The sequence below is a fragment of the Paenibacillus sp. EKM212P genome (assembly GCF_011066115.1).
Lineage (GTDB): Bacteria > Bacillota > Bacilli > Paenibacillales > Paenibacillaceae > Paenibacillus > Paenibacillus polymyxa_B.
Map to the genome: position 1 here is coordinate 158,458 of NZ_JAAMNR010000005.1, position 24,698 is coordinate 183,155.

Consider the following 24,698-nt stretch of genomic DNA (forward strand, 5'->3'; position numbering starts at 1 on the left):
AGATACCCTAGGCTGCTCTCATGCACCTGGGGTATTTTCCTGTCTCATGACCGTGAACACAATAATATAGGAATAACTGAGAAAGAAGGAAAATGACAATGTTACATAAAGCTAATGGCGCCATTTTGATAAAGTCCACCCATCCGGGGCTACAGATTCGATTGTTACAAGTAAGTGATGCAGAACGTTTATTAGAGATCAGACGTGAAAATTTTGATTTTTTCAAACCGTTCGAGCCAGAACGACCTGAAATTTACTTTACGCTGGAAGAACAGGCGCGTCTGATTTCTAACGGTTTGGAAGCGGCACAAGCCGGACAGGGATATACGTTTGGACTTTTTTTGCCGGAAAATGATAAGCTGATCGGCAGAATGGAGCTGTCGGGTATCGCTAGAGGCCCCTTTCAAAACGCCAATCTGGGTTACTTTGTAGATCCTGCATACCACGGACAAGGCTATGCCACTTCCGCAGTGAAGGATATTGTACGCTACGCCTTAAATGAGTTGGAATTACACCGTATTCAAGCTGGAGTGATGCCAAGAAATACGCCTTCCAATCGAGTGATGGAAAAGGCAGGATTTCGCCGCGAAGGGCTGGCTCTCAACTATTTGAAGATTAATGGTGTGTGGGAAGATCACGTGTTGTATGCGGTCACGGCTGAGGATTTGCAGAATGGCGTTTTCTGAATTCGCCGGGCGTGACCCCCTCCAGTTTTTTGAACACCTTGCCAAAATATTTTTCATCCTGATACCCGACCATACCGGCAATATGATGAAGGCGCAGCTTGTCATTCAGCAGCAATAGTTTTGCCTTGCTCATCCTGATCTGACACAAATAGTCTGACAGATTAACCCCGTACTCCTGCTTGAATTTACGTGAAATATATTCCCGACTGAGATAAAAGCGGCTCGCCATATCCTGTAGAGAAATGTCCTCGTCATAGTGTGCATCCAGATAGCGGGCAATATCACGGATGGTCGGGTTGTTTGGGCTATGGTTTGGTGTAAGTGCCTGACCGGCTGCTAGCAGTCGGTTTTCAACCTGTCTTTGCCATAAGGGCAGGGAAAGCATGCCACGGTTGTCGACCGGCAATGCATGAATGGAGCCAGACTCATCTGCCAGTTCCTCGCCATCGGTATCTCCGGGTCTGTCATTCAGCCAACGGGCCAGCATCCAGTCCAACTCCTGATTCCAACTGGCTAGCTGCTCTGCTGTCACCGAAGGCAGCTCGGCTACGGCTGCTATCCAGTGGCCTACCGCTATCGACACACGATTGGCATTACAGCTGAGCGCACTAAGCCGTAGCTCTTCTTCCATCTCAGGCAACTGGGGAAGACGAATGTTCTGCCGTGTCTGGGAACTCTGGTGCATCCAGTCGGCGGTTTGCAACACATCCCGTTTCCACAACGCTTGCCGTGCCTCTTGGTAGGCAGTGGCTGCCGCTATGGGAAAAGCGCCAAAAGAGCCATAAGAGCCAACCCCGATGTGCATGTAACACCGCAAAGCCGTTTTGATCCCTGTGTGAATATCCTGCAAGAGCAGCGGCCAACGAGATGGCTCGCCCCAATATAGCAGAATAATTTCGTCCATACGCTCCAGATGACGGAATGCAATTCCGGTTTGAGAAGTTCCAAGAAATTCGTTGCAGATGTTAATCAGGGAAAAGCTCAAAAGCGCACGACGCGTTTTATATTTGTCCAGTATATCGGCATCCAGCTGCGTGGTACTCATCACAGCTGCATTACATATCTGAATAGCTGCGGGAAGACGTAACTCCTCACGTAAGGGCGTAATGGAAAGAGGGGTACTCGCTATACCGGAAACGATCTCAGTCAGGAGCTTGTCAGCATAGTGCGGCCTCATCCGGTTGACCTCCATGGCCTGCATCGTCTGCCTGTTCCGGTCTTGCTCCGCTGTCCGCCAGGCTTGAGTGGCTTTATTTAGAGCCTCGTTAATCTCCACTGGATCTACGGGCTTAAGAATATAGTCCATGCCTCCCCGGCGGATGACCTGTCGAACCAAGTCAAAATCATCATAACCACTGACCACCACAACTCGGGTTGCTGGGGAATTCACTTGAATCCACTCCATCAGTGCTACTCCATCCTTGCCGGGCATCCGCATATCCGTAAGTACAACGGGTGGGGAAAGGGCGGTAATGACCTCAATCGCCTGATCGCCCGACTCAGCTTCAAGTACCTCGCTCACACCGCACGCTTCCCAATGTACGAGCATCCGAATGGCATGGCGTACATGCTTCTCATCATCCACAATCAGGACTTTCATTGACAGATCACTCTCCCTTAATATGAATTTCTGCAGGGGCTTCAGTGCGAATTTCGAGTGTATAACGGACACCATGAGGCAGGATGTTGTCTACGCACAGGGTGTTGGAACCATCCTCCGAGTGAAGCTGAATACGCAATAGAACATTACGGAGGCCAATGGAATCCTGCTCGCTAGTGTCCGGCTCTTCGTAGGCTTTCAGCGGACGTTTTAACATATGCTGGAGCTGCTCCAATTCGGCCTGTGGAATGGAAGTTCCGTTGTTTTCCACGGTTATTTTCACAATGCCTTCCCGGATTCGTCTGCCTGTAATGCGAATTTCACCGGGCCCCAGCCGGGGATCGGCACCGTGTTTAAAGTAGTTTTCCACCAACGGTTGGAGAATCATTTTAGGCACCCGATCATTCAGGACCTCATCCTCCCACCGGTAAGTAACCTCTAATTGCTCACCGAAGCGTTCCTTTTGTAAATCAAGATATTGTTTTACATGTTCGGCTTCTTCCTTAAGTGTAACGACCGTATGGTCCCTCATATTATAGCGCAGCATTTTGGCAAGGGAAGAGAGCAACGAATAAATTCGCGGTACCTCATGCTGTAGAGCCAGGGTTCCAATAGACTGTAGCGTATTATATAAAAAGTGAGGATTAATCTGTGCCTGAAGCGCTTTCAATTGATGTGTCTTGTTAGCCAGCTCCAGCTTGTATTCCTGTAAAATGAGGTTATTGATGGTATCCATCATCTGTCTGAAACGGCGCGACAGTACTCCGATTTCATCGTTACTCATGGCCCGAATGTCTACATCCAGTTGACCGGACTGAATCTGGTTTATGTAGCGAGTCAGTCGCTTAATAGGTGCCGTGATTTTTATCGAAATCCATAACGTGGCAACAATGGCAAGTAGCAATGCTGCGCCTGTAATGACCGCATTGATCTGAGTCAGGCGGGTAGCCCGTAAATACAGCGTACGATGTGGAATTTTCTTGACGAGCGTCCAGCCTGACAGGTTGGCATCCAGCTTGCCGTACACGTGCAGTGCCGTATCATCCTCAATCACTCCGTGCTCGCCTTCTTTAGAAATTCGATTAAGCAGGTCAGATTCCTTCCAGTGCGTTCCAATCGCTGCTTCTTTTCCGCTATATATGATTGTTCCGTTCCGATCGATCAAAAACAGCTCTTCTGTATCCGCATCATACAATTGACGGCAAATACTGCGCAGCGGCTCCAGATCAACATCTATAGCCAGTACCCCAAGTGTCTCTGAGGCAGGAATGTTCCGAATCGCCCGATGAAGTGTAAATACCTGCTGCTTTGTGCTGTGCTCCGCATAGGAAACCGCCGAAAAGCCGTACAAATGCTTCATGTGCGAAGGCTGTATGAATAGTCCAGAAGGGCCGTAATGAATAGAACCAGTAAAGGGCTCCAGTCGGAATTCCCGTAGCGGGACTGTACTGGTAATCAACGTGGATTGCCCAGCCTCAAAAGAATGCAAATACACTTGGTCAATGCCTGCCGAAGCATTCATCATCGTTTGCAGTGTGGTGTAAATTTCAGCGACGGCCCGGTAATCATCTGGAATTTTGGCCAGATTACGCAGAAAATGGGGGTCATTATAGACTCCGATGGACGCACGATTCAGTCCCTGTAAATAGTTATCCAGATTCGTAATTCCCTGAAAAATAAGCCGTTCATTTTCTTGTGTGGCCTGCTCCCGCAAGGATTGCTTGGTGAGAACGAAGGTCATAGTCATCGACAGCAGTAGCGGCAGAGTGACCGCAATGAGCAAAAACCAGATCAGGCGGGAACGAATACTGTGAAATTTCATGCAGTGAGCTCCTTTCACAATTCAAGGCGAGCCAGAGGTCAATATTTTCCCCCCTAATGGTTCACGATCCTACGTGTTCTCCAGAGCGCTTATTCGACATAATGAACATGTGAATCGCATATCCGTACGGCCCAAGCATCATGCTGCTGAAAGAAAGCCGTAAGGGAGCGTTCCAGACACCAACAGACAACAAAAGGGGGGGATCGGATTGAATCGCGCCAAGTCGTCGCAATGGCTCCAGCAATGCATTTTTGTAGGGCCGTCGACGTTATTTTTCGTTATCATTATTGTAATCCCTTTTATGCTCGGAATGTACTATTCTTTTACAGAGTGGAATGGGGTAGCCAATGAGGCAAAGTGGGTCGGGCTGGATAATTTCAGTCACATTTTATGGAATGATGACAAATTTGGGACAGCGTTCTGGTTTACGGTCCGTTTTACGGTGGTAGGAGTGGTGGCTGCGAATATTTTTGGCTTTCTGCTGGCGTATTTTCTAACCAAACCGCTGAAAACAAAAAATGTACTCAGGACCATCTTTTTTATGCCTAATGTGATCGGAGGTCTGTTGCTGGGCTTTATCTGGCAGTTTATTTTCGTCAAGGGATTTGCAGCAATCGGAGAGAGCACGAACTTGTCCTTCTTCAACCTGTCCTGGTTGGGAGATGAGATCACGGCCTTCTGGGGCATTGTAATCGTGTTTATCTGGCAAACTGCCGGGTATTTGATGGTTATTTATATCTCTTCCCTGACCAATGTGCCCCGCGATATGCTGGAAGCAGCCGAAATTGACGGAGCAAGCCGGATGCAAATTTTGCGGTCGATTATACTTCCTTTGATCATGCCTGCCGTTACGGTATGTCTTTTCCTGGCGATATCATGGTCATTCAAAATGTTCGATCTCAATTTGTCACTGACCAAGGGCGGTCCCTTCGGGTCCACAGAGTCGGTTGCACTCAATATTTACAATGAAGCGTTTGTGAATAATCGTTATGGGCTGGGAACAGCTAAAGCACTCATTTTCTTTATCATTGTTGCTCTGGTTACGAGCCTTCAGGTACGACTGACGAAAAGTCGGGAGGTGGAAGCGTAAATGGAAACAAGCAAGCGCTACCGCTTTGGAACATGGGCGACCGAGATGGTGATGATCCTCGTCGCATTGTTATTCCTCGTCCCGTTTTACTTTTTATTCGTGAATTCGGTCAAAAGCTTTGGTGACCTGCTCACCGATTCTGCGGCCTGGCCACAAACCTTTGTATGGAGCAACTACGCTAGAGCGTGGAGCATCACGCGTTTTCCCGAAGCTTTATGGAATTCACTTGTAGTTACGGTAGTTAGTAATCTACTGCTCGTACTGATCAGCTCAATGGCTGCTTACCGAATGGTCCGGCGTCCGACGCGTTATAATCGAGTGTTGTTCAGCCTGTTCGTAGCTGCCATGGTCATTCCTTTTCAATCGGTGATGATTCCTTTGGTCAAGGTTGTAAGTACACTGGATTTAATGAACAGTATAAGTGGTCTGGTAATCTGTTATCTGGGATTTGGAGCCCCTATGTCGATCTTTCTCTTTCATGGATTCGTCAAAGGTGTGCCAGTCGAGGTGGAAGAAGCAGCTACGGTGGACGGATGTACGCCTTACGGAGTGTTTTTCCGAATTGTGTATCCGTTGATGCTGCCGATGATGGTAACTGTTATTATTTTAAATACGCTCTGGATTTGGAATGATTATCTCCTGCCTTCTCTGGTACTGCAAAAGGCTGAACTGCGCACGATTCCGATTGCGACCTATGCCTTTTTTGGACAATACACGAAGCAGTGGGATTTGGCTTTGCCTGCTCTGGTGCTGGGCATCCTGCCAGTCATTGTATTCTTTCTGGCCATGCAAAAATATATTATACAAGGTATTATGGCTGGTTCGGTCAAAGGTTGAGTGTGGCGATGAGCTGAAAATGTACACGGTGTGCCACTCCGCAAACGGATGGTGCTTACCATCGCTGTTGCCTCCAGATTCCCCTGAATAAACGAATAAAGGTGGGATTCTAGAGACAAAGGCGAGCGCTATCGCTTGTTCAGCACCATTCCGTTTGCTCCGTTTCCACATGAATTTTTCGAGTTCATCTGATATGAATTTAGAATAGAAAGGAACATGAAAATGAAAACGCATACTTTTAAAAAGAAAGCTCAAGCACTGATCTTGCTTCTCGCGGCCTTTGCCCTGGTTTTGGCAGGTTGTAACAGCAGTGGCGGACAAAACGCAGGCAAAGAGGAAGTGAAGGAAAAAACAATTCACATTTTTCAGTTTAAGGTAGAGATTGCAGAAGCACTAAATCGCATGAAAGCGGAATACGAAGCGTCTCATCCAGGGATCAAGCTCGATATTCAGACCGTGGGCGGGGGCAGTGACTATGGAGCGGCGTTAAAGGCGAAGTTCGCCTCCGGGGAGCAGCCGGATATTTTTAACGTAGGAGGTTACCGCGAGCTGGATACGTGGCTTGAATATTTGGAGGATCTGTCTGACCAGCCTTGGGTTGGCGATGTGGTTGATGTCGCCAAAGAACCGATGACCAAAGACGGCAAGCTGTATGGACAGCCGATGAATCTGGAGGGGTACGGCTTTATTTATAACAAGGATTTGTTCAAGAAGGCGGGGATTACGGAGCCCCCTAAAACATTGTCCGAACTGGAGGGAGCTGCGCAAAAGCTCCAAGCCGCAGGGATAACTCCATTTTCTAATGGATATCAGGAGTTTTGGGTGCTGGGCAATCATTTGCTGAACGTGGCATTTGCCAATCAGCCAGACCCTTCGGCCTTCGTTAAGGGACTGAATGATGGAACTGCAAAGATTCCGGGCAACGCTGTATTCGCCGAGTGGGTTAAGCTGTTTGATCTGACAATGAAGTATGGCAATTCGAAGCCGCTCACGACCGATTACAACACGCAGGTAACGAACTTCGCCACTGGAAAGGCTGCCATGATGCAGCAAGGGAACTGGACTCAGGTCCAAATTGACGGTATTAATCCGAAGCTGAATCTGGGTATTTTACCTATGCCGATTGGTGAAGACGCAACAGCCGGAGATAAGCTGTTTGTAGGTGTCGCCAACAACTGGGTGGTTAATAAAAATTCGACTGTCAAACCCGAGGCGAAGGAGTTCTTAAACTGGATGGTGACATCCGAGCAGGGTAAAAAGTATATCACCAAGGAATTCAAGTTTATTCCAGCATTCAAGAGCATCGAAGGGGCAGAGGCTGATATGGGCCAACTGGGTGCGGAAGTGGTGAAATACAGTAAGGAAAACAAACTGTTGGGCTGGTTCTTTAGCCGCTATCCTGAAGGAGCACAGCAAGAATTCGGAAGTCAGATGCAAGCTTATGTGGCAGGTAAATCGGATGCCGGGAAGCTATTCGAGGATTTCCAGAAAACATGGGATAATTTGAAGACCAAATAAGAACAAAAGCACGCGATAAAGCCTTCTTATTTCAGGGAGATTGTATGGTCCTGAAATATGAAGGCTTTTTTGCAAAATTAATTATATATGGTAATGGAGAAGAACAATATCCCCGCGGCGTTCTATTTCTTGGAGTTCAAACGTACTTGGTAGCGTTCCCTCTGGAAATAACGGTATTCCTTGTCCAAGCACTTTGGGAATGATCGCAATGATAGCTTTCTCCAGCAGTCCAGCTTGTAAGAAGGCCTGAACTAACTGGCCCCCACCGACTAGCCATACCGCACCTTCCGATTGTCCTTGTAGACGTGGAACCAGTTCAGTCAGAGCTTCGTCCGTAAATGTAACATGTGGCGCCTGCTGTTGCTCCGTTAATGCTCGTGTGAACACATAGCATGGCTTTCCAGCATAAGGGAAATCATCTGAGAGCTTCAATACTTCCTCATACGTCAGCCTGCCCATCAGCACTGTACCAACGGTGTCGTAAAAGTCGGCATATCCATTGTCCCCGCCATCCCCTTTAACATCATACAGCCAGTCCACCGAACCGTCCGGCAAAGCGATATACCCATCGAGACTCATGGCAATATACAGCACAACTGCGTTTGATTTCAAATCCTTCATAGTTCATTCACTCCTTTCTATATCCTAATGTTACAATGTATTTATGACATAGTATGTCGTAGTTAAACGTTCATTTTAAATTAATTTTTGAATCGAGGGGTACCTTATGAACGAACGCAGGATTGCTCTTATGAGGATACTGGATTCCCGAAAAAAATATACGGCGCGTGAGTTGGCTGAACGTTTTGGTGTCTCCGTCAGAACGATACAAAGAGATCTCGACTATTTGCAGCAGACCGGGTTACCCCTTTATACCGAAATGGGTCCTCATGGCGGGTATCGGGCACTCCCCAATCGGCTTCTTCCTCCCCTTCATCTTGCTCGCGACGAGGCTCTGGGTCTTTTCCTCATGCTGCAACTGTTGGAGAACATTCCAGATATCCCTTTTGGCTCGGTTCGTGGACATGTATCCGAGCACTATTATGCCGAGCTTCCACAGGATGTGCAGGACAGTATTGATCAATTAAAGGAGTACATTTCTTTTCGTATGCTACCCACTCACGCAGAGTCACCCTACACCTCAATCATTTTGGAGGCTGCGTTGAATAAGCGCCGGGTGAACATGCATTACCGCTCCGCTTCCGGTGAAAAGTGGACTGAAGTATATCCGATTGGACTGTATTTTGATCACGGATATTGGTATATGCCAGCGCATAGCAGAGATCGCATCATTCTGTACCGTTCAGATCGGGTGATCACAATAACGATGCTGGAGGAAACCTTGGACAGCCTTCCCACACTTCAGGAATGGTTGGCTTCGGAGGATTCCCGTATAGGAATTCCAACCAAAATAAAATTTACCGCATTGGGTGCCAGGCTGGCCGGATCAGATGCTCTCTTCCAAAGTGTCTCCCATCAAGAAGGGCAGGGTCAGGAATGGCAGGGATATATTCCGGTCGAAGAGTTTAGATATGTGTCACGACTTTTGCTAAAATACGGGCCAGAGGCCGAGGTCATATATCCGAAAGAACTGCGGATGAGGGTCAAGGAATTGCTGCAAGACAGCCTGAACCCTTATCTGAAGGATGCAAAAGCAGATGATGAAGAAAAAGACAATTAATCCTGTAAATTGATTCTCTTATTTATAGTTAACCACATGAATATTTAAGGTTATTAACTTATGACTTTCCATTTATTTTTGTGATAAAGTTTTGAAAAGAGCCCGTTTTCGTATATGATGAAGAGTAATAATTCAAAAGGCTGGACGGGAGACAGATATGAATCAACCGCTTTATGGAATATGGCTCGGAGATGTGTTTTTTTGCTTTTCTGGTGAGACGTCGGAACCACGTATCGATGCGTGGAGCAGTGTAATCCGCAGGCTGACGCTAAAGGGAGACCTTCGGCCGTTTCGGCAGGCTGCGTTGCGTCTTGCTGAGGTACGGATACCGAACACTGCTCGTGTGGAAACCGCGGGCAGAGGTGGCAAAAGACGTTCCATGCTGGGGCGTACATTGGAGGGTTTGGCGCTGGAACCGCGCGAGACGATGGCACTGTTGACCCGCATGGACGAGAAGGGCTGTGCGGCATCGGGCATTACGCTGGGCGAGGAAATGCAATATTGGCAAAAAGCTGCTTATTTCGCGCTAGAGCTGATGCAGCGGGGCGAAATTGCGCCATCGCTTACAGAGGCGCGTCCATCGGGACCGCGCCGTCGTGGTCCGGAAGCGGCTATCGGGGTGTGGATTCCTCGACTGTGTCAAGAGGAGGACATACGCCGCTTTTATGAGCTGGCTGCTGCGATGCCAGCTGTTTGTATGGCAGCTCCGGCCGTTTTTGCGGGTAAGGAGCCTGAAACACGCGAGGATGCAGCCGGAATCGTGCTGTACTCCTTCTTGTGTGCGGTCATCCATGCGGAAACGACCGCGGTGCTGGCAGCATCAGACCGTGAGCTGGGTCGATATCGCGCAGAGTATCGGCGCGGAGGATCACCGCTGGCGGAGCTGTGGTGGAACAGTCTGCTGACAGGTTCCCGCCCGGTGGCGATTCAGGGAACGCCCGCGGAGATGGAGGAGCTGGTGCTTCAAGCGTCCTCTGTTGAGGGAAGCGCAATGCCTGTCACGGAACGGGAAGACAAGGAGCCGATAGAAGGGCAACTGCGGTTGTGCCTTCGTTTGGAGCCTTCCCTGGAAGAGAGTGTCAAGGATTGGCGCATTACCTTTTGGGCAGAAAGCGATGCTGAGCCGGGGTTGCGACTGCCTGTTCTGGCACTGTGGGCTCATCCTGAGCGTGATCTGGTTCGAGGCGGAATTGTATATCGTCAAGTGCAGGTGCAACTGCTAATGAGGCTCGGACAGGCGGCTGAAGCAGCACCTATATTGCAAGAAGCGTTGAATCGTCCTTATCCCGAGGGGCTGACACTGGAGCCAGAGTTGTTCTTCCGCTTCCTGACGGAAGCCGTTCCTGCATTACAAAAGAACGGTATCACCGTGCAAATGCCTTCACGCTGGAGCCGGGAGGGCCGAAGACGTGCAGGCTTGCGGCTCAAAATGCGTTCGACAGAGCAGGGTGCCAAGCCAGATGGTGTGATTGCCGATACATCGTCTGTCGGCATTAACCGCATGATCTCGTTTGATGCCGAGGCTGTGCTGGGTGATACGACTTTGACGATGGAGGAACTGGAAAGCATCGTCGCGGCCAATTTGCCGTATGTACGTCTCGGAGGGGAATGGATCGAGGTCGATCCCAAGGAAATCCGTCAGGTGCTGCGCTTTATCAAGCGCGGGGAAAACGGTGAGATGAGCTTGTCCGAATGGATGCATCTGGCTGCAGAAAATGAAAGTGCAGGCGAGGCCTCATGGAAAGGCTTGTCCATCTTTGGCGCGGAATCCGCCGGATTGCTTGCGTCTTTGGCTGAGGGCGGCGTACTCCGTTCGGTAGAGCCGCGGCCTGTGCCGGAGACACTGCACGGCGCATTACGGCCCTATCAAGAGCGCGGCTTTCAATGGCTGGCTGCGATGCGTGGATTGGGCTTTGGCGTCTGCCTTGCGGACGACATGGGGCTTGGTAAAACGATTCAGGTCATCACCTGCCTGCTCGACGGTGGCATCGGTGCAGATGATCAACGTCCGGCGTTGATCATCTGTCCGACGTCCTTGCTCGGCAACTGGCAGCGCGAGCTGAAGCGCTTTTCACCGGATTTGTCGCTGTATATTCACCATGGCAACCAGCGACTCCACGGTGAGCTGTTTCAGGAAAGTGTACGTGAGTATGATATCGTCCTCACTACCTATCATTTGGCGGGCCGGGACGGCAGCGATTTATCTGCGGTATACTGGTCCTCTATCGTGTTGGATGAGGCGCAATATATAAAAAATGCACGAACAAAGCAAGCACAAAGCGTCATGAAGCTGTCTGCTCCACACCGGATTGCCATGACAGGTACTCCGGTAGAAAATCGTCTGAGCGAGCTGTGGTCTATTTTTCAATTCCTGAATCCAGGTTACCTCGGTACGGCGTCTTCGTTCCGCCAGCGTTACAGTTTGGCGGGAGAAGAGCGGGGGTCCGCGTTGCGCGAGCTTCATCGGCTCGTCTCCCCGTTCATGCTGCGTCGACTCAAAAGCGACCCAGATATACGCAAGGATTTGCCAGAGAAGCTGGAGTTGAAATCCTACTGTGTACTGACACCAGAGCAGGCCGGATTGTATCGGGGCGTGGTGGATCAATTATTGGGAACACTGGATGGGCAGATCGGTATGGCTCGCAAAGGACTTGTTCTGTCTTCACTGACCAAGTTGAAGCAGATTTGTGACCATCCGGGTCTGATCATTCCGGGTCGGGCTGATAGTGGTAAAACGGAAAACTCGGGCAAAATGGAGCGACTGCTGGAATTGGTAGAGACGATTCGCGAGAACGGCGAATCGGCGCTGATATTCACCCAATATGTGTCGATGGGAGAATTGCTGGTCTCTCGTTTGGCCAAAATCTTCGGGGAAGAGCCGTATTTTCTGCATGGAGGACTAGCGAAAACCAGACGAGATGAAATTGTTCACAACTTCCAGCAGGGAGAAGGCCCGAATATATTCGTACTTTCCCTGCGTGCAGGTGGCGTGGGCCTGAACCTGACACGCGCCAGCCATGTCATTCACTATGACCGCTGGTGGAATCCTGCAGTGGAAAACCAGGCGACGGACCGCGTATTCCGTATTGGTCAAAGCCGCAATGTACAAGTGCACAAGCTGATTTGCCAAGGTACACTGGAGGAGCGGATCGACGAGCTGATCGAGAGCAAAAAGGCACTTTCCGAGCAGGTTGTCGGCTCCGGTGAACATTGGCTCACCGAAATGTCTGATGATGAATTGCGCGGTCTGATTGCGCTGCAAAATGATGTATGGATTGAGTGAGCAGAGAAAGGATGAAGGCGATGACGAGGCCGCGAGTGAAGCTAAAAGTAACTGACGGTCAATGGATAGCGGAATTAGACGGATTGGGGTTGGAAGGCGAATCAACGGGTGTACCTTCCACACATGCTGTCCAATGGACTGGCCCAGCGCCTGTACTTAACCCCGAACAGCGGAAGGCATGGCTGGAGCAGCTAAAAGCAGATCCTTTGGATATCTACCATTTTTTGCAAGGGAAAACCTGTCTATCGCTGGATGAGATCGTTCAGCTAGCAGCTGAGACAGCCACTTCCAGCATGGAGGATGGCGTGGGTGTAGTCGACGAGGTGAAGAAAGCTCTTCAAGCCGGTCTGGAAAGCGAGCCGCAGACCTGTCTGGAACTAATCGGAATGACGCGGGAAGAGCTGCTGGAGTTCGTATTTAGTGCTTGGGCCGGAGAGTTATCCCATGTGCAGGGGACATCCCCTGCGCTTGAGTCTACCTCACGGCAGGAAGGCGGACGCAGCGGATCGGCAGCGATTAGCGAATGGATTGCAGAGTCTGCGGCAGAAGGAGCATTGCATCGTCCCGGTGCGGGCTTTCATGCGATTGAGATTCGTCTGCCGCAGAAGCTTGCTCCTAAGAAGGAAGCGGATATTACGGCTTTGCTGCCGGGTTTACCCCGTGCGGAAGAGGCATTGAAACTCATACGTGAACGGGTAGCCGAGCGGGCCCGAGCTGCAATCCCGCAAAAACGTCATACTCCGTAACAATTCGGGTATATACTTCCTTTTTCGAGTCTATTCGCCTTCATCGAACGGGATAATGGCTTCGAAGAGTGCCAAAAGTTCAGTTACAATGGGGAAACGGAAAAGTGACGGCAAGTCATGCATCAATTGCAATATTGGAGGAGATACCAGCATGAAACGACATATACAACAGACGCGAGCATCTAAGCGCTGGACCAAAGCACTCATTCCAGGGCTGATCCTGCCAGGGCTATTACTGGCAGCCTGCCAGCAGGGGGGATCAGGTGGACAGGAAAGCGAGCCGTTGAAGTCATCTACAGCGGTACAGGAGAATGTACAGCCTTCCGCCCAGCCGGATACGGGCAATGGCAGCACTAGCGCTGGACAAGCCTCTGCAGGTACAGAAAGTGGACAAGCCGACCCTGTGATGGCGTTGCGGAGCCAGAGTGCGCTGCAAGCCACGGTTAAGCAAGAGGATGGAACCGCGATCGTCACTAATGCGACTTCTGATACAGTCGTTGTGAACAAAAAGCGCAGCTTGCCTGTAGGCTATGTCCCCGATGACCTGGTGGAGCCGCAGGTGCCATTTTCCTTCGAGGGACCGCATGAAAAGCGGCATTTGCGTAAGGAAGCGGCAGAGGCACTGGAGAAGCTGTTCGACGGTGCGGAAAAAGACGGCATTGAGCTGCGTGCGGTATCGGGATACCGTTCCTATAAGCGTCAGGTATCTATTTTCAACAACAATGTAAAGACAAAGGGGCAGGAATATGCCTCTAAAGTTAGCGCTGTACCGGGTACGAGTGAGCATCAGACAGGATTGTCCATTGATGTATCCAGCCCAAGCGTAGGTAATGTGCTGGAGCAATCCTTCGGAGCTTCCAAGGAAGGCGAATGGCTGGAAAAACATGCACCGGAATACGGATTTATTATTCGTTATATGAAGGGTAAGGAAGATGTAACCGGCTATGTGTACGAGCCTTGGCATATCCGTTATGTGGGAATAGACATTGCGGAGGATGTAGCCAAGCAGGGGATGACGCTGGAGGAATATTTCGACGAGAACAATATCAAGCTGTAGCAGTGAAAACCAAGCCGTAATCCTAGGGATTGCGGCTTTTTGTCGTGTTTTTCTTCCAAATTGAACCTTTTCAAGGTAGAATCTCGTATAGTGAACGACGACATAAGCGCTTTGATTTGTTGCAAACCTCATGACAGAAGCGTACAGGAAGGGAAGGGAATCATCATTTATTATTCATTGACGTATCGCGAATGGTCGGAAGACACTCAAAAGGAACTGCGCAGCCTGACACGGGAATCCGTATCGGGAGATGAGCTGTTTCTACGCAAGCTTGTAGACGCTACGCGTCTCCATGACAAACTATGGTCGCATATCTCGAATGAAAGTGAGGAACATACGGATCATTCCGTCTATGTGACTGAATTTACAGGGGAACGTGCAAAGCCTTACGGTGCGTCCATCACAGACCTCGTGCTTGCCAGTGAGGGAGGTTACACTTCCACATACAGTGCAATGTACTGGATATGGCATGAACCTGCATTCCGTAGTATGGATCAGCGGGAAGGTTCGGTATTTACTTTGGAGTTGGCCCAACGGCTATTAGATCACTATACAGTACTGGGTGGCAAAACATATGAATTTATATATTCGGTATTGGACCCTCAGCTGAAAAAGGTACATCTGTTTGTGAAGGAGGTCGATCTGTGATGGAGCATTCTTGGGAAAAGATGAAATCCAAGCCCGGCTCTCGTACACGGATGGCGGCTTTTGCCCTGATGTTGGCTGTCCCAGCTGCTCTGACGGGGTGCGGTGACGACGAGTATTATGACTGCGATGAGCTTCCTGTATCGGAACAAACGGCGTGTCGGGATTCAGGCAGCAGCGGGTATTACTATGGCGGATCGACTTATTATAGTGGAGGCTCCTCATACCATAGCAGTCGTTCATCTTCCAGCTCATACCGCAAAAGCTCATCCTCATCTTCCAGCTCACACAGCGGTTTTGGCAGCAGCGGCTCACGCAGCGGCTTTTTCTCTGGGGGTTAAGATGAGCATGCGTACGATTCGGCAATTGCCTTATGAACATGATGAGCTTTTTAAGGGTGAAATCAGCCGTATCATCCCGTATCACCGCATGTATGGCAAATCCTATTGCGTGCCGGCCTTAACGGTATATCGGGAAAGCGAGCTGGCAGAGCTTCAGGTTGCTTCTGAGGCGGTACATCGTATTTATCGCAAGGTTCAGCAATTCGTTCAGCGCTATTTGCCTGATGAATACCTGGTGGAACGGTTGGGGATTCATCCGGGCTTGCTGCGTGCTGCACGTATGGAGGCCGAGCCGGATGGGATAACCCGCCAGGACTGGATTGTGGGGGAAACGGGTATCAAGTGCATTGAGAATAACACCGATACCCCAACCGGGATTCCCGAGGTGGCTTATCTCGAAGGAAAGCTGCTGGAGGTGCTGAGTAGGGATGGAATGTCGGAGGATGACAATGCACTATATGGACCCTCAACTGGAATGGACGAGGCGATTCAGTCTGCCTTGACGGAGTTCATTCATTTTTATAGCCTTAAGGGATTAGGAACAAAGGTGTATTTCACTTGCTATGACTGGCACATCGAGGATCAGACGAACACCAAATATATTATGCATTTATGTGAACAAGCCGGATTCGAAGTCGTTTATGCTCCTTTGGAAGAACTGGAGATTATCCCGAATGAAGGATTGTATCACCGGGGAGAGCAGATCCACATTCTTTATCGCTTGTATCCGCTGGAATATCTAATTGATGACCGGGAGGAGAATACGGGGCTTGAGGTGGGGCAGGCGCTAATGGATATGGTGGCAGACGGGAAAATAGGATTAATCAACCCGCCACAGCATATCATTACCCAGAGCAAAGGGTTCACCGCAACCGTGTGGTCACTGTATGAGCGCAATGAGCAAACACCAGAGTTCTGTGGCTTTCGTTTGTTTGACGATCGCGAGCTGGAGGTGATACGAACCTACCTGCTGCCTACGTATTTTGAGCCCTCGGTGTTTATGCAAAATAAAGAGCCTTATGTGGCCAAAGGTATATGGGGACGGGAGGGTAAAGGGACGCACTTGATTGAACATCCTCAATCCGAGGAGATGCTGAAAGGCGCCTTGGGAGAGGTTGAACCTGCGGAGATTGATAACCCTGATCTGCTTCACCAAGCTGACGCTCCACGAACGCCTGAGCAGGAGGAAGCTGCACATATTGCTGCTTATTACGAGGGACAGCCTAAGATTTATCAGCGGCTGTGGCCGATGCAGAGCGCAGAGGTACAGACCGACGAAGGATTATTTCATGGCTATGTGTTAACAGGTATATTCGTGATTGGGGGGCGTTTTGCGGGTGTCCTGCCGCGAATCGGTGAAAAGGTAACAGGTGATATGGCCTACTATTGCGCCGCCGCCGTTGCCACCGCACCTCCTAATCCGCACGTTATATAAGCTGAATTAAAAAATGTACAATATTCGAACGTATCTGTTCATTTACAAGTGAGGATTTGGCAAAATCCTGAAGTATCATAAGGAGGAAGAAAATTGGACTCTTATATCAGTTTGGGCAACGCATTGGGCAATGTAGGTATCGGCCTGCTTATCCTGTTTGCCATCTTAATCGTAGGTTATTTTGTGTTCAGCTTGCTGACACGTTATAACGATAATCAAGAAATCGCACGCGGCAATGAGGCGGCAGGCATCTATATGGGTGCAAAGCTGCTAGGTCTGTGTATCATCGTGGGGATGGTGTCGTACAGCAGTCATTCATGGCTCGAAATGCTGACCTGGTCGGCTGTGGGCATTGTAGTGCTGTGTCTGGTCTATGTGATTTTTGATCTGGTGACGCCGCGTACCAAGGTGTGCGAGGAAATTGCCAAAGGCAATGTGGCTCTGGCACAGCTGCTGCGCTCGATCATCGTCGGGGTGTCTTTTGTCGTAGGTACATTTTTGATGTAGTCGACATAGAGAAGGAATACAAGGATCTGCAATACCGGACAACGGAGCTGCAGATCCTTTTTTTGTGGAACATTGTATTCACTGCCCGGCATCAGAATGTTGAATTGAAGGTTGCAACGATCACTTCCTGTGGGGACTATTCTATAAAGCAACGGGTGATACTGCATAGCAAAAGGAATTTGCTACAGAGTTCAAACCAAATAGAAGAGAAGGGAATTCTGAACATATGAGTACCTCCATCTCCCCAACCAAACAAATTCGGATGGGTATCATTGGCCTGGGTCTTATCGCTGAATATCACATAAGATCACTGCACACCATCTCGGGGGTATCTATTGTGGCTGTTAGTGATGTGAATCCCAATCGCCTTCAAGCCATCGGAGAACAATTGCAACTGCCTGCTTCCAAGCGGTACGCCCATTATGAAGCATTAATCCGTGACCCAGAGGTAGATGCGATTCTGTCGCTGACACCCAATGATGTGCATTTTGACATTATTCGTATTGCGCTGGAAGAACACAAAGCTGTACTGGCAGAAAAACCATTGACTCTCACATGGGAGGAAACGGATCAGTTGAAAAAGCTATATACAGCGAATCCGGTGCCTTTGCTGGTTCACTATAAGCATCGTTACGGCGCGGCCTTCCAATATACCAAGCAACTGCTGGATGAGCACAAGCTGGGCAAAATCTATAACATTCAATTTCGTTATCTAATGGATGCATTTGCGCCGTATCGTCAGCATCCGTATACATGGCGTCACAATTTAGCCAAGGCTGGTTCTGGAGTAGTGGGGGATACAGCATCACATATCATTGATCTGGCCCGTTTTCTGGTGGGTGAATTTAAAAGTGTCGCAGCGCTGCTACATACCATTACACCCGAGCGGTTCGATCCGATCACGGGTCTGCCTGTAAAAGTGGATGTGGAAGATCTCGCTGCCTTTCATGGCATCGTAGGCGACAATACCGTGGGAACCTTTATCACTCATAAAAATGCCATCGGCATACGGCACGATATCGAAGTCGATATCTATGGAGAACTTGGTACGCTGCACGCCAGCCTCAATAACCCGGAAAGTATCCGCATTGTGCTGCGTGACCTGGAACACCCGGGTGCCGAATACGAGACTTGGGCTGTCCCTGCAATCTATAATCACACGGCCTATGAAGATTTTGTTGAGCTGGCAAGGGGAAAGTCTGTCGATCGTGCTCCCTTATTCGAGGACGGCTACAAAAACCAGTGGGTACTTGAAAAAATACTGCAATCCTGGAAAGAAAATGGACGTTTAGTAGAAATGTAGGGATGTGAGGGGAGTCGCTGAAATTCCAGCAATGACAAAAAGTACAAACATGCTGTGACCCGCAAGAGGGTTCCTTGGAAAGAGCAGCCATCTTGCGGTTTAGCAATTCAATATCTGTAAAGACATCTTTTTCATCATTTTCGCATCGCCACGCTTATATCACTTCAAATCAATCCTGCCTCAATCTTTTCAATAATGGTCAGCAAGAAGGATTCAGCTAAGCTGTTTTTCAAAATAGCTTGCTTGGCTTCCTCCAGTGTAAACCAACGTGCTTGATCTACCTCCGTACTAAGAACATCCAACTGATCGTCATTCACAATGGATACAAAATTCAGCATCAGTGTATTGCTTCGTTCAAAATACTCGCTGCGCATATATTGATACTCATCGACTTGTAATCCTACTTCTTCCTTAACTTCACGCACCAATGTCTGCTCGGCGGATTCACCCTTGTTCACATAACCTGCCAATAAAATGAAGCCTTGAATATTGTACTGCTGTATGAGCAGCACCTTATCTCTCTGACTATTCAATACAGCGGTACTGATCGCAGTGCTGAATATCGGGAAACGAAAGACCTGGCATGTATGACAAAAGGGGATAGGGCCTTCGCCTTCACACTCCTTCACCATCAGTTTTGTTCCGCATTCATAGCAATATTTCATGTAAGCTCCACCCTTGTATCCCATTTTTAAAATTGTAAATGTTGCTTTTAATGCCGTGTTTGTACTGCAATACTCATCATCTTAATTCTACGATCATTGTTCTGTCTACGGACGCTTTATTTCTTCTCTTGGTCTTTATCCCTTTTCTTGCTGCGTTCTTGCCCGTCTAGCCCCGATCAGCCGCCAGCCTGTTAACAATGCCGCCACAAGACAGATGGACGCGGACGTCATAAAGACTACATGCATGCCTGACAGAAAAATTTCTGGATGACCCGAGACCAAGCCGGTGACCCGATAACCAGCCTCTTTACTCATAATATAAAAGAGGATCGATGTGGCCAAAGTAATCCCCACAACCATACCGACGTTGCGAACCAGCGAATTGACACTCCCGGCTGAGCCGAGCTGTGTGCGGGGTACTGTAGACATAATCAGCGAGTTGTTCGGCGATTGAAATAAACCACTGCCAATGCCCAACATGGCAATCCACAGACCCACGAGCGGGATAGAGCTGCCTGCATGCAATTGGGCCAATCCAATTTGGGCAATAACCATAACGACCAGCCCGGCGAATGTAAGCAGTTCAGATCCGATTTTATCGGAAAGCGCACCGCTGAGAGGGGCCACAATAACCATCGAGATGGGGAGCAGCATCAGCAGGAACCCGGCATGAAAAGGCGACAAGTTCAGCATATTCTGCGCATAAAAGGGCGAAATGATGTTAAAGCAAAAGTTAGCGACGAACACCAGAAAAGCACACAAAATACTGAGCGAAAATAACGGATTTTTGAATAGCGCGAGCTGTAAGAGCGGCCCAGGACGACGAAGTTCCAACCTAATGAACATGGCAAAAGCAACTACAGCCACCACCAGCGAAGCAACGATGCGTTTGTCGCCATACCCGACCTGCTGTCCCAGCAACAATCCGACGAACAAAGTGAGAATAAAAATAGCAAATACCAAGCTACCGGGAACGTCAATTTTATCTTTCACCTTGATCAAATCCTTCGGCAGAAGCTTCCAGCCAAGAAAGACAGCGACCAGCCCTACCGGTACATTGACCCAGAAAATGTACTGCCAGCCCAGCGACGAGACAATAATACCGCCCAAGCTTGGCCCGGCGATACTGCCCAGAGAAACGAAGGTTCCAATGAGGCCAAGTGCTTTGCCCCGTTCATTGGACGGGAAGATATCTGTCACGATCCCCTGGCTGTTCGCCATGGTCATGGACGCTCCAAATGCTTGAATAATGCGGGAAATCAGCAGCATAGAGAGCGAAGAGCTAAGACCGCACATTAGGGAGCCAAGAATGAATACGATTGTGCCGATTTTGAATATTTTGATTTTACCGACGATATCTCCAAGCTTGCCAAAAAATAAGATAGCGGTACATATCGCCATTAAATAGGCGGTTGTCACCCATTCAATCTGTGCCACGGGTAAATGTAGCGTGCGAGACAACACAGGAAGAGCGATATTGACGATGCTTCCATCCAATGTGGACATAAATGTAAACAGATTCAAAACAATTAAAATTAGCCAACGTTTCTTCTGGACTTCGATATTCTCTTGATAGGTTGTAGCAGCTGTAGCAGTTGAACTCATCATTACACCTCGTTATCGTTAACAATTTCTATTTAGTTGCACGCGCAACTAAATGAACGGTTCTAGTGTACAGCAAATTAGTTGCGTGCGCAACAATATTGTTGTAAACTTTGCTTTGGTCCCAACTGGGGATTTGTCATTTTCAAGCCAATGAGGTGTATTTGATGAGAAAAAAACCGATTGGAAAGCTAATTTCCCACTTGTACCGTCGAAATCAAAAAATACTGTCCAAAAAACTGGCCCCTTACGGAATCGGCAGTGGAGGACAACACAGCTTTTTAAAGCTCATTTTGCAGCGGCCAGGCATTACACAAGAGCAGTTGACGAATGAACTTAAATTTGACAAGGCAACCACGGCACGCTCTGTAAAACAATTGGAGGAATCAGGCTATATTGAACGGAAAACGGACCCAAATGACCGCCGTTCCTATCTTGTATCTCCCACGGCCAAGGCGTTAGAGTTTGCCCCTGTCTTACAAGGAATATTGGATGAGCTCAATGTCAGCCTTGTCCATAAACTATCCGAAGAGGAAGAGGATCTTCTTATCGACTTACTGCAAAAGATTAGTATAGACCCTGACGAATAAACAAATAAATAAGGAGTTAGCCAGAGGATCGTGGCAGGTAAAAGAAAAAGCAGCCCTCACAGAGGATACTCTGTGAGGGCTGCTTGATACCACGTCATTCAGTCCAAGCCAATTCCTTTGAACGCATTCGTGACTAATTGTCGCACATAGGAATCGTCTAATGGATAACCGGTTACCAGCAATCGATAAAAAACCGGCCCATAAATGAGATCAATACATAATTCAATATCGAGATTTTCCTTCAATTCTCCGCGCTCTATTCCGCGCTCAATAAGAAGCCTGGCCTCAAGTCGCCGAGGGTGGAAATATCGGGTCCGGTATGCCTCTGACAATCCTGAATCAAGTTGCCCTTCGCCTATTAACTCCGTAATGATTTTACCCTCTCGGCTTATTAAGAACCGCATTAAATTCGTGGCATGAATGAGAATGTCATCTAATACACAACCCGTGTCGGGCACGGGCAATCTTGCTATGGTGGCTGACAGGAAGCCATCCATTACTACTGCAGCTTTGTTGGGCCACCATTTATAAATGGTGGCTTTGCTAACTTTCGCTCGCTCAGCGATTTTTTCTACCGTCACCGCCCCAAAGCCTTGCTCCAACAGTAGATCATAGGAAGCGTTAAGGATAGATTTTTGCGTCTCGACATTACGTGGACGTCCTCTTTTGCTCTGCACTGGAATGCTCACCTTCTTAACAGATATAAGTAAACGCGTAAAATAAACTATACGTTCAGTATATCAAATATCATGTGAAATAAAAAAAGTTGATTTTGCCTATTTACAAAACGAAACGTTCAGTATATTATTTGATTATCGAATTAATGAACTATACGTTTAGTATTTAAATTAATGAGGAGGATTATCATGCAAAGAGAACAACAAGCCTTAGAAAGTAACCGTATCTCAAATTGGATGATGTTTTTGTTGGCGGCCGCATGCGGCCTTATTGTTGCCAACCTGTACTATGCTCAAACCCTTGTAGGACCTATTCACGTTGCTATGGGTCTTTCTTCTACAGCAGCGGGCTTCATTGTCACCTTGACTCAAATCGGTTATGTGGTGGGATTGCTATTTATCGTACCGCTCAGCGACATTATTGAAAATCGACGGCTCATGGTCATATCGTTAATCATTACAGTCTGTGCCTTGGTTGTTGCCGCTTTTGCCACCAATGCCCCGTTGTTCCTGACCGCATCCTTATTCATTGGAATTGGATCTGTGGTAGCCCAAATACTGGTGCCGTACGCCACCTATTTAGCATCCGAAGAGCAGCGCGGCCGCGTTGTTGGGAATGTCATGAGTGGACTCTTACTAGGCATTATGTTCGCACGGCCAGTAGCAAGCTTTATCACCAGCATCTGGGGATGGCAAGCCGTATTTATTTTGTCAGCCATTGTCTTGACGCTGTTGACGATTCTGCTCTCCCGAGCTCTTCCAGAGCGCAAGCCTGTGCCTACGGTATCTTACAGTAAATTAATTTTCTCGCTAGCCACTCTTTTAAAACAAACGCCTGCACTGCGCCGCCGTGCCCTGTATCAAGCCTGCCTATTTGGTGCCTTCAGCCTATTTTGGACTGTTGTTCCTCTACGTTTGGCGGATGATTTCGGAATGTCTCAACAAGGGATTGCATTGTTTGCTTTAGTAGGCGTAGGCGGTGCAGTAGCTGCTCCGATTGCCGGGAGATTGGCTGATAAAGGTTGGAGCAAAGGTTTAACCGGGTTAGCTATGATCATTGCAGCCTTGTCTTTTTTGCTCATCTATCTTTTTCAAAGTCATTCGACGGTTGCGCTCGTACTTCTCTTTATTTCAGCGATTACACTGGATATGGCTGTATCGGGAAACCTTGTACTTGGACAGCGTGTGATTTACTCCTTGGGAAGTGAGGCGAGGGGGCGTCTGAACGGATTATTCATGTCTATTTTTTTCATAGGCGGAGCGATTGGATCATCATTAGGCGGTTGGTCGTATGCGTTAGGAGGTTGGAATTTTAGTTCTCTGATTGGAGTCGTCCTGCCTGTGCTGGCTTTGCTGTACTTTTTCACTGAGAAAGAAACGAGTGGAGACGTGCGAAAGAAACAAACCACCTGATAGAGGTCAGCTTTAAGCTATGCCGTACGCAAAAACATAATGATTAAAATGGCTGTTCCCAAGAGAAAACAAAGGGGCGAGTAGAGCACAGTGTCCCACTTTGCAAAACAGTTCCTTTTTTTCTCTTGAAAAACCCTACCCATTTGAAATCTCCTATAGAACGTAAAATAAATACGCACGACAACAAGCCTGCACCGTAGGAATGAAAGGTACTGAAAATCAGGAATTGTGTAACTCCACCTAGTTCTAGGACGAACCAAGCGGCTAAAGCTAGTAGAATAGCTACAATTGATGTCCCTATCTTGGAGGGCTCAAAGAGCAAAGCCGTTCCTGTGCTTGGGATCGCTGCCTTTGCACCTTTTTGTCCGCCAAATACCCAATATAGATGCATGCCGCTCAGTACCCATAGAATTCCGCCAACTGCCCATGTAAGTAACTCCAACATGTGGCATCCTCCTTAATTGAATTCATTCGAAATCCACTTTGTCCAAATCATGTGAATATGCTGTTGAATGGCTTCGTCACTTAATGTCTCTTGCTTGTGACGCTCATACCAGCCTAAGTAGTAATGGTACAACATCCATGATCTCTGAAAGGCTTTCTCTGGCTGCATTCCCTTCTGTATTAGAAGCTCTTTCATAAACTCCATTCTCATCTGTTCAACTTCATTGAGCAGGGAACGGTAACTATCATCCTTCAATGACAGTTTTCGCAGATAAAACAGAAAATCTCCTCGTCTCGTTTTCCCGAACATCTGGGTTAACAACTCTCTGATCCGCTCATCTGCGGCAGCATGGATGATGGACGCTGCAATAATCTGTTGTGTCGTCTGTTCCTTCCATGTCTCCACAATCTGTCTAATGTAGCTGCTGCGATTGTTAAAATACCAATAAAAACTGCTCTTACTGCACCCTAGAGAAACGGCCATTTTCTCAACAACAAGTTGATCAATTCCACCCTGTTCAAAACGTTCGATTCCTTTCTGAATCCATTGTTCTTCTGTGACAATAATTTTAGGCATCTCTCCTTCTTCCTTTCTGTACGATATCGTCTAGATAAGTGTATATTATAGTGTTTTTAGAGCTGTGTAAATATGGGCACATGAGCTCCCTTAGCCAGCTGATGCATAGGAGGCATGAAATTACATAAACGCCCACTTGAAATACCTGCAAATTTGATCTATAATGCTGTAGCATATAG

General features: G+C 48.3%; 23 protein-coding genes. 15 read left to right on the forward strand and 8 right to left on the reverse strand.

What is annotated here, in order from left to right; genetic code table 11:
• Positions 1-98: 98 nt before the first annotated feature.
• A complete protein-coding gene (locus tag G9G54_RS16285; RefSeq protein ID WP_061830002.1) occupies positions 99-686 on the forward strand; it encodes a GNAT family N-acetyltransferase in 588 nt (195 codons plus the stop codon).
• Here G9G54_RS16285 and G9G54_RS16290 read toward each other — a convergent pair.
• Positions 652-2,286: a response regulator transcription factor gene (locus G9G54_RS16290; protein WP_165178862.1), complete on the reverse strand. Its 1,635-nt coding sequence runs from the start codon at positions 2,284-2,286 to the stop codon at positions 652-654. The genes G9G54_RS16285 and G9G54_RS16290 overlap by 35 nt on opposite strands.
• 7 nt (positions 2,287-2,293) lie before the next feature.
• Positions 2,294-4,108, reverse strand: coding sequence for a sensor histidine kinase (locus tag G9G54_RS16295; protein ID WP_165178863.1), 1,815 nt, complete (start codon positions 4,106-4,108; stop codon positions 2,294-2,296).
• A gap of 208 nt (positions 4,109-4,316) precedes the next feature.
• Between G9G54_RS16295 and G9G54_RS16300 the strand changes: the two genes are divergently transcribed.
• The 3 genes from G9G54_RS16300 (at position 4,317) to G9G54_RS16310 (ending at position 7,553) form a co-directional block, all read left to right on the forward strand.
• Positions 4,317-5,198, forward strand: a complete 882-nt coding sequence (locus G9G54_RS16300) for a carbohydrate ABC transporter permease (protein WP_025721893.1) — start codon at positions 4,317-4,319, stop codon at positions 5,196-5,198.
• Positions 5,199-6,035 (forward strand): carbohydrate ABC transporter permease, encoded by an 837-nt coding sequence (locus tag G9G54_RS16305; RefSeq protein ID WP_025721894.1) that lies wholly within the window; start codon positions 5,199-5,201, stop codon positions 6,033-6,035.
• 222 nt (positions 6,036-6,257) lie between these two features.
• Entirely contained in the window at positions 6,258-7,553 is a 1,296-nt protein-coding gene (locus G9G54_RS16310; RefSeq protein WP_165178864.1) for an ABC transporter substrate-binding protein, read from the forward strand.
• An 81-nt stretch (positions 7,554-7,634) separates the two neighbouring features.
• Here G9G54_RS16310 and G9G54_RS16315 read toward each other — a convergent pair whose 3' ends face one another.
• Complete coding sequence (locus G9G54_RS16315) at positions 7,635-8,174, reverse strand: dihydrofolate reductase family protein (protein WP_069079825.1); 540 nt, start codon at positions 8,172-8,174, stop codon at positions 7,635-7,637.
• A gap of 106 nt (positions 8,175-8,280) precedes the next feature.
• Between G9G54_RS16315 and G9G54_RS16320 the strand changes: the two genes are divergently transcribed.
• From G9G54_RS16320 to G9G54_RS16360, 9 genes are all read left to right on the forward strand, one after another.
• The gene (locus G9G54_RS16320) at positions 8,281-9,234 is read left to right on the forward strand and encodes a helix-turn-helix transcriptional regulator (RefSeq protein WP_165178865.1); all 954 of its coding nucleotides are present in this window, start codon (positions 8,281-8,283) and stop codon (positions 9,232-9,234) included.
• A gap of 157 nt (positions 9,235-9,391) precedes the next feature.
• On the forward strand, positions 9,392-12,517 hold the full coding sequence (locus tag G9G54_RS16325; protein ID WP_165178866.1) for a DEAD/DEAH box helicase: 3,126 nt from the start codon (positions 9,392-9,394) through the stop codon (positions 12,515-12,517).
• Between the two features lie 20 nt (positions 12,518-12,537).
• A complete protein-coding gene (locus tag G9G54_RS16330) occupies positions 12,538-13,263 on the forward strand; it encodes a phosphoribosylglycinamide synthetase (protein ID WP_165178867.1) in 726 nt (241 codons plus the stop codon).
• A gap of 151 nt (positions 13,264-13,414) precedes the next feature.
• The gene (locus tag G9G54_RS16335; protein WP_069079829.1) at positions 13,415-14,320 is read left to right on the forward strand and encodes a M15 family metallopeptidase; all 906 of its coding nucleotides are present in this window, start codon (positions 13,415-13,417) and stop codon (positions 14,318-14,320) included.
• A 177-nt stretch (positions 14,321-14,497) separates the two neighbouring features.
• The gene (locus tag G9G54_RS25745) at positions 14,498-14,968 is read left to right on the forward strand and encodes a hypothetical protein (RefSeq protein ID WP_238808148.1); all 471 of its coding nucleotides are present in this window, start codon (positions 14,498-14,500) and stop codon (positions 14,966-14,968) included.
• Complete coding sequence (locus tag G9G54_RS16345) at positions 14,968-15,306, forward strand: hypothetical protein (RefSeq protein WP_023986799.1); 339 nt, start codon at positions 14,968-14,970, stop codon at positions 15,304-15,306. Before G9G54_RS25745 ends, G9G54_RS16345 begins: the two co-directional genes overlap by 1 nt.
• Before the next feature lies 1 nt (position 15,307).
• Positions 15,308-16,741: a glutathionylspermidine synthase family protein gene (locus G9G54_RS16350; RefSeq protein WP_165178868.1), complete on the forward strand. Its 1,434-nt coding sequence runs from the start codon at positions 15,308-15,310 to the stop codon at positions 16,739-16,741.
• Positions 16,742-16,834: 93 nt separating this feature from the next.
• The gene (locus G9G54_RS16355) at positions 16,835-17,248 is read left to right on the forward strand and encodes a DUF350 domain-containing protein (RefSeq protein WP_165178869.1); all 414 of its coding nucleotides are present in this window, start codon (positions 16,835-16,837) and stop codon (positions 17,246-17,248) included.
• 226 nt (positions 17,249-17,474) lie between these two features.
• Positions 17,475-18,551 (forward strand): Gfo/Idh/MocA family protein, encoded by a 1,077-nt coding sequence (locus tag G9G54_RS16360; RefSeq protein WP_165178870.1) that lies wholly within the window; start codon positions 17,475-17,477, stop codon positions 18,549-18,551.
• A 164-nt stretch (positions 18,552-18,715) separates the two neighbouring features.
• On the opposite strand, the gene G9G54_RS16365 is transcribed toward G9G54_RS16360, so the two are convergent.
• Entirely contained in the window at positions 18,716-19,216 is a 501-nt protein-coding gene (locus G9G54_RS16365; protein ID WP_061829990.1) for an NAD(+) diphosphatase, read from the reverse strand.
• 135 nt (positions 19,217-19,351) lie between these two features.
• Complete coding sequence (locus G9G54_RS16370; protein ID WP_165179027.1) at positions 19,352-20,821, reverse strand: MFS transporter; 1,470 nt, start codon at positions 20,819-20,821, stop codon at positions 19,352-19,354.
• Between the two features lie 164 nt (positions 20,822-20,985).
• Between G9G54_RS16370 and G9G54_RS16375 the strand changes: the two genes are divergently transcribed.
• The gene (locus tag G9G54_RS16375; protein ID WP_069290990.1) at positions 20,986-21,408 is read left to right on the forward strand and encodes a MarR family winged helix-turn-helix transcriptional regulator; all 423 of its coding nucleotides are present in this window, start codon (positions 20,986-20,988) and stop codon (positions 21,406-21,408) included.
• A gap of 98 nt (positions 21,409-21,506) precedes the next feature.
• Here G9G54_RS16375 and G9G54_RS16380 read toward each other — a convergent pair whose 3' ends face one another.
• Positions 21,507-22,085 carry a TetR/AcrR family transcriptional regulator gene (locus G9G54_RS16380; RefSeq protein WP_104497208.1) on the reverse strand — a complete coding sequence of 193 codons (579 nt, stop codon included), beginning with the start codon at positions 22,083-22,085 and terminating at the stop codon, positions 21,507-21,509.
• A gap of 189 nt (positions 22,086-22,274) precedes the next feature.
• On the opposite strand from G9G54_RS16380, the gene G9G54_RS16385 reads away from it, so the two are divergent.
• On the forward strand, positions 22,275-23,498 hold the full coding sequence (locus G9G54_RS16385) for an MFS transporter (protein WP_165178871.1): 1,224 nt from the start codon (positions 22,275-22,277) through the stop codon (positions 23,496-23,498).
• A gap of 43 nt (positions 23,499-23,541) precedes the next feature.
• On the opposite strand, the gene G9G54_RS16390 is transcribed toward G9G54_RS16385, so the two are convergent.
• A complete protein-coding gene (locus tag G9G54_RS16390) occupies positions 23,542-23,943 on the reverse strand; it encodes a DUF3995 domain-containing protein (protein ID WP_238808150.1) in 402 nt (133 codons plus the stop codon).
• A gap of 12 nt (positions 23,944-23,955) precedes the next feature.
• On the reverse strand, positions 23,956-24,519 hold the full coding sequence (locus G9G54_RS16395; protein ID WP_165178872.1) for a TetR/AcrR family transcriptional regulator: 564 nt from the start codon (positions 24,517-24,519) through the stop codon (positions 23,956-23,958).
• Positions 24,520-24,698: the final 179 nt, after the last annotated feature.

Bases quoted from the DNA above. Each gene is read 5' to 3' on its own strand.
- G9G54_RS16285 (WP_061830002.1), top strand. From the start codon at position 99: ATGTTACATAAAGCTAATGGCGCCATTTTGATAAAGTCCACCCATCCG.
- G9G54_RS16290 (WP_165178862.1), bottom strand. From the start codon at position 2,286: ATGAAAGTCCTGATTGTGGATGATGAGAAGCATGTACGCCATGCCATT.
- G9G54_RS16295 (WP_165178863.1), bottom strand. From the start codon at position 4,108: ATGAAATTTCACAGTATTCGTTCCCGCCTGATCTGGTTTTTGCTCATT.
- G9G54_RS16305 (WP_025721894.1), top strand. From the start codon at position 5,199: ATGGAAACAAGCAAGCGCTACCGCTTTGGAACATGGGCGACCGAGATG.
- G9G54_RS16310 (WP_165178864.1), top strand. From the start codon at position 6,258: ATGAAAACGCATACTTTTAAAAAGAAAGCTCAAGCACTGATCTTGCTT.
- G9G54_RS16315 (WP_069079825.1), bottom strand. From the start codon at position 8,174: ATGAAGGATTTGAAATCAAACGCAGTTGTGCTGTATATTGCCATGAGT.
- G9G54_RS16320 (WP_165178865.1), top strand. From the start codon at position 8,281: ATGAACGAACGCAGGATTGCTCTTATGAGGATACTGGATTCCCGAAAA.
- G9G54_RS16325 (WP_165178866.1), top strand. From the start codon at position 9,392: ATGAATCAACCGCTTTATGGAATATGGCTCGGAGATGTGTTTTTTTGC.
- G9G54_RS16330 (WP_165178867.1), top strand. From the start codon at position 12,538: ATGACGAGGCCGCGAGTGAAGCTAAAAGTAACTGACGGTCAATGGATA.
- G9G54_RS16335 (WP_069079829.1), top strand. From the start codon at position 13,415: ATGAAACGACATATACAACAGACGCGAGCATCTAAGCGCTGGACCAAA.
- G9G54_RS16345 (WP_023986799.1), top strand. From the start codon at position 14,968: ATGGAGCATTCTTGGGAAAAGATGAAATCCAAGCCCGGCTCTCGTACA.
- G9G54_RS16350 (WP_165178868.1), top strand. From the start codon at position 15,308: ATGAGCATGCGTACGATTCGGCAATTGCCTTATGAACATGATGAGCTT.
- G9G54_RS16360 (WP_165178870.1), top strand. From the start codon at position 17,475: ATGAGTACCTCCATCTCCCCAACCAAACAAATTCGGATGGGTATCATT.
- G9G54_RS16365 (WP_061829990.1), bottom strand. From the start codon at position 19,216: ATGAAATATTGCTATGAATGCGGAACAAAACTGATGGTGAAGGAGTGT.
- G9G54_RS16370 (WP_165179027.1), bottom strand. From the start codon at position 20,821: ATGAGTTCAACTGCTACAGCTGCTACAACCTATCAAGAGAATATCGAA.
- G9G54_RS16375 (WP_069290990.1), top strand. From the start codon at position 20,986: ATGAGAAAAAAACCGATTGGAAAGCTAATTTCCCACTTGTACCGTCGA.
- G9G54_RS16385 (WP_165178871.1), top strand. From the start codon at position 22,275: ATGCAAAGAGAACAACAAGCCTTAGAAAGTAACCGTATCTCAAATTGG.
- G9G54_RS16390 (WP_238808150.1), bottom strand. From the start codon at position 23,943: ATGTTGGAGTTACTTACATGGGCAGTTGGCGGAATTCTATGGGTACTG.
- G9G54_RS16395 (WP_165178872.1), bottom strand. From the start codon at position 24,519: ATGCCTAAAATTATTGTCACAGAAGAACAATGGATTCAGAAAGGAATC.